2 protein-coding genes are annotated in these 2,370 nt (G+C 70.8%); both read left to right on the forward strand.

The window, feature by feature from the left end:
* Positions 1-1,133: hypothetical protein (locus EIO58_RS18990; protein ID WP_164861800.1), on the forward strand; the 1,133-nt coding region annotated here is incomplete at its 5' end.
* Between the two features lie 102 nt (positions 1,134-1,235).
* A complete protein-coding gene (locus tag EIO58_RS16410) occupies positions 1,236-2,213 on the forward strand; it encodes a sugar-binding transcriptional regulator (RefSeq protein WP_127820382.1) in 978 nt (325 codons plus the stop codon).
* Positions 2,214-2,370: the final 157 nt, after the last annotated feature.

Genomic DNA, 2,370 nt, shown 5'->3' on the forward strand with positions numbered 1-2,370 from the left:
CGGGCGCGTGGGTCGTCTTCTCGCTCGCGGGAACCCAGATCGTGCCCGGCATGCCGGTCGCGGCATCCAGTGCCGGCGACACGCTCGTCGCGGCATCCGAGCGTGCCGCCGCCAGCGTGCAGGAGCAGCAGACCTTCGAGCGCGCGCTCGCCTCGGATCCGCTGGCGTCCGATCCGCCGGCGCGGCCGATGTCACTGCTCGCCGGCAAGGACGTCGTCATCGCGTTCATCGAGAGCTACGGGCGGGTTGCGGTCGAGTCCTCGTCGTTCACCGACGACATCGCGCGCACGCTCGACGAGGGCGCCGACACTCTCGAGCGTCACGGCTACACCGCGCGGAGCGCGTTCCTCACGTCGCCGACGTTCGGGGGCGTGAGCTGGCTCGCCCACGCGACGCTGCAGAGCGGCGTGCGGGTCGACTCGCCGCGCACCTACGACCGGCTGCTCGAACACGGTCGCTCCACGATCGCGGGCCTCTTCGACGCGGCGGGGTGGCGCACGATGGCGGTCGTGCCGTCGAACAAGCGGGACTGGGCGGCGGGCGAGGCGTTCTACGGGTTCGACACGGTGCTCGACTCCCGGAGCATGGGCTACCGCGGGCCGGCGTTCGGCTACGCCCGCATGCCCGACCAGTACACCTGGAAGGTGTTCCACGAGCACGCGGCCCTCGGCCCAGCGCCGGTGATGGCAGAGATCGACTTCGTCTCGTCGCACGCGCCGTGGACGCCGCTCCCCCGCATGGTGCCGTGGAGCGAGCTCGGCGACGGGTCGGTGTTCGCCTCGCAGGTCGCGGAGGGCGAGTCGCCGGTCACGGCCTGGACCGACCCTGCGCAGGCCCGCGAGCTCTATGGCGAAGCGGTGGCCTACTCGCTCTCGGCGATGTTCTCGTACCTCGAGACCTTCGAACAGGAGGACCTGGTGCTGGTCGTCGTCGGCGACCACCAGCCGGCGCGCGTCGTGAGCGGCCCGGATGCCGGGTACGACGTGCCGGTCACGATCATCGCGAGAGACAGCGCGGTGTTCGAGGCGATCGAGTCGTGGGGATGGGAGTCGGGCGTGCGTCCTTCGGCGAACACGCCGGTATGGCCGATGGACGGCTTCCGCGACCGCTTCGTCGAGACCTTCAGCCGGTGACCGAGCGTCCCGCGGGCGGGATTCCGTCTAGCCCTGCCTACAAAATGTGAATATCCTTTCGTAAGCGAATCCTCATCCGGGATCGCCTCGATCGGAGTCACCGTGTCACCGACCCGCTACACCCGCCTTGTCGACGGTCAGGTGCGCCTGCTCACCAAGGTCGCGCGCATGTACCATGAGCGCGGTGTGCGGCAGGCCGACATCGCGACTGCGCTCAATATCTCACAGGCGAAGGTCTCGCGTCTGCTGAAGCGTGCCGAGGCCCTCGGCATCGTGCGCACGATCGTCACCGTCGCGCCGGGTGTCTACGCCGAACTCGAGGAGCAGCTCGAGCAGCGATACGGCCTCGCCGAGGCGGTCGTCGTCGACGTCGACCCCGACGCCGACGAGCGCGAGCTGCTCGCCTCGGTCGGCGCGGGTGCCGCCGCGTACCTCGAGGCGACGCTGTCGGGCTCCGAGCGCATCGGCGTCTCGTCGTGGAGCCAGACGATCCTCGCCATGGTCGACCGCATGCGTCCGTTCACGGTGCGGGCGGCCACCGAGGTGGTGCAGCTGCTGGGCGGCGTGGGCGCGCCGGAGGCGCAGAGCCACTCCAATCGCATCCTCGGTGAGCTCGCCCGCATGCTCGGCGCCGAGCCGGTGTACGTGCAGGCCCCGGGCGTTGTCGCCGACCCCGCGATCCGCGACAGCCTGCTGCGCGATCCCTCGATGCAGGACGTCGCGCACCACTGGAACGACCTGACGATGGCGATCATGGGCATCGGCAGCATCGAGCCTTCGGACGTGCTCGCCACCAGCGGCAACGCGTTCGCCGCCGAAGAGCGAGAGGGCCTTCTCGCCCAGGGCGCCGTGGGTGACATCTGCCACCGCATCTTCCGCGCCGACGGCACGCTCGTGCGCGGCGAGCTCGACGACCGCATCATCGCGATCCCCGTCGACAACCTCATGCGAATCCCGCGCCGGGTCGGCGTCGCCGGCGGCGAGCGCAAGCTCGAGGCCATCCACGGTGCGCTCGCGGGCGGCTGGGTGACGACGCTCGTGACCGACCTCCGCTCCGCCGAAGCGCTCGCCGGCCGCTGACCTCCCTCCCTCCCGCCTTCCTCCCCTCCCTCCCCCTGCTCTTCCCGCGAGAGTGCAGCTGGCGGACGAGGGATAGGGAAGCCCCCTAGCTCTCGTCCGCCAGTTGCACTCTCGCGGGTGAGAGTGGGGCGGGGCGGGGCGGGGGGAGAGCGGGGCG

The organism is Microbacterium sp. CPCC 204701, assembly GCF_004010105.1.
GTDB lineage: Bacteria > Actinomycetota > Actinomycetes > Actinomycetales > Microbacteriaceae > Microbacterium.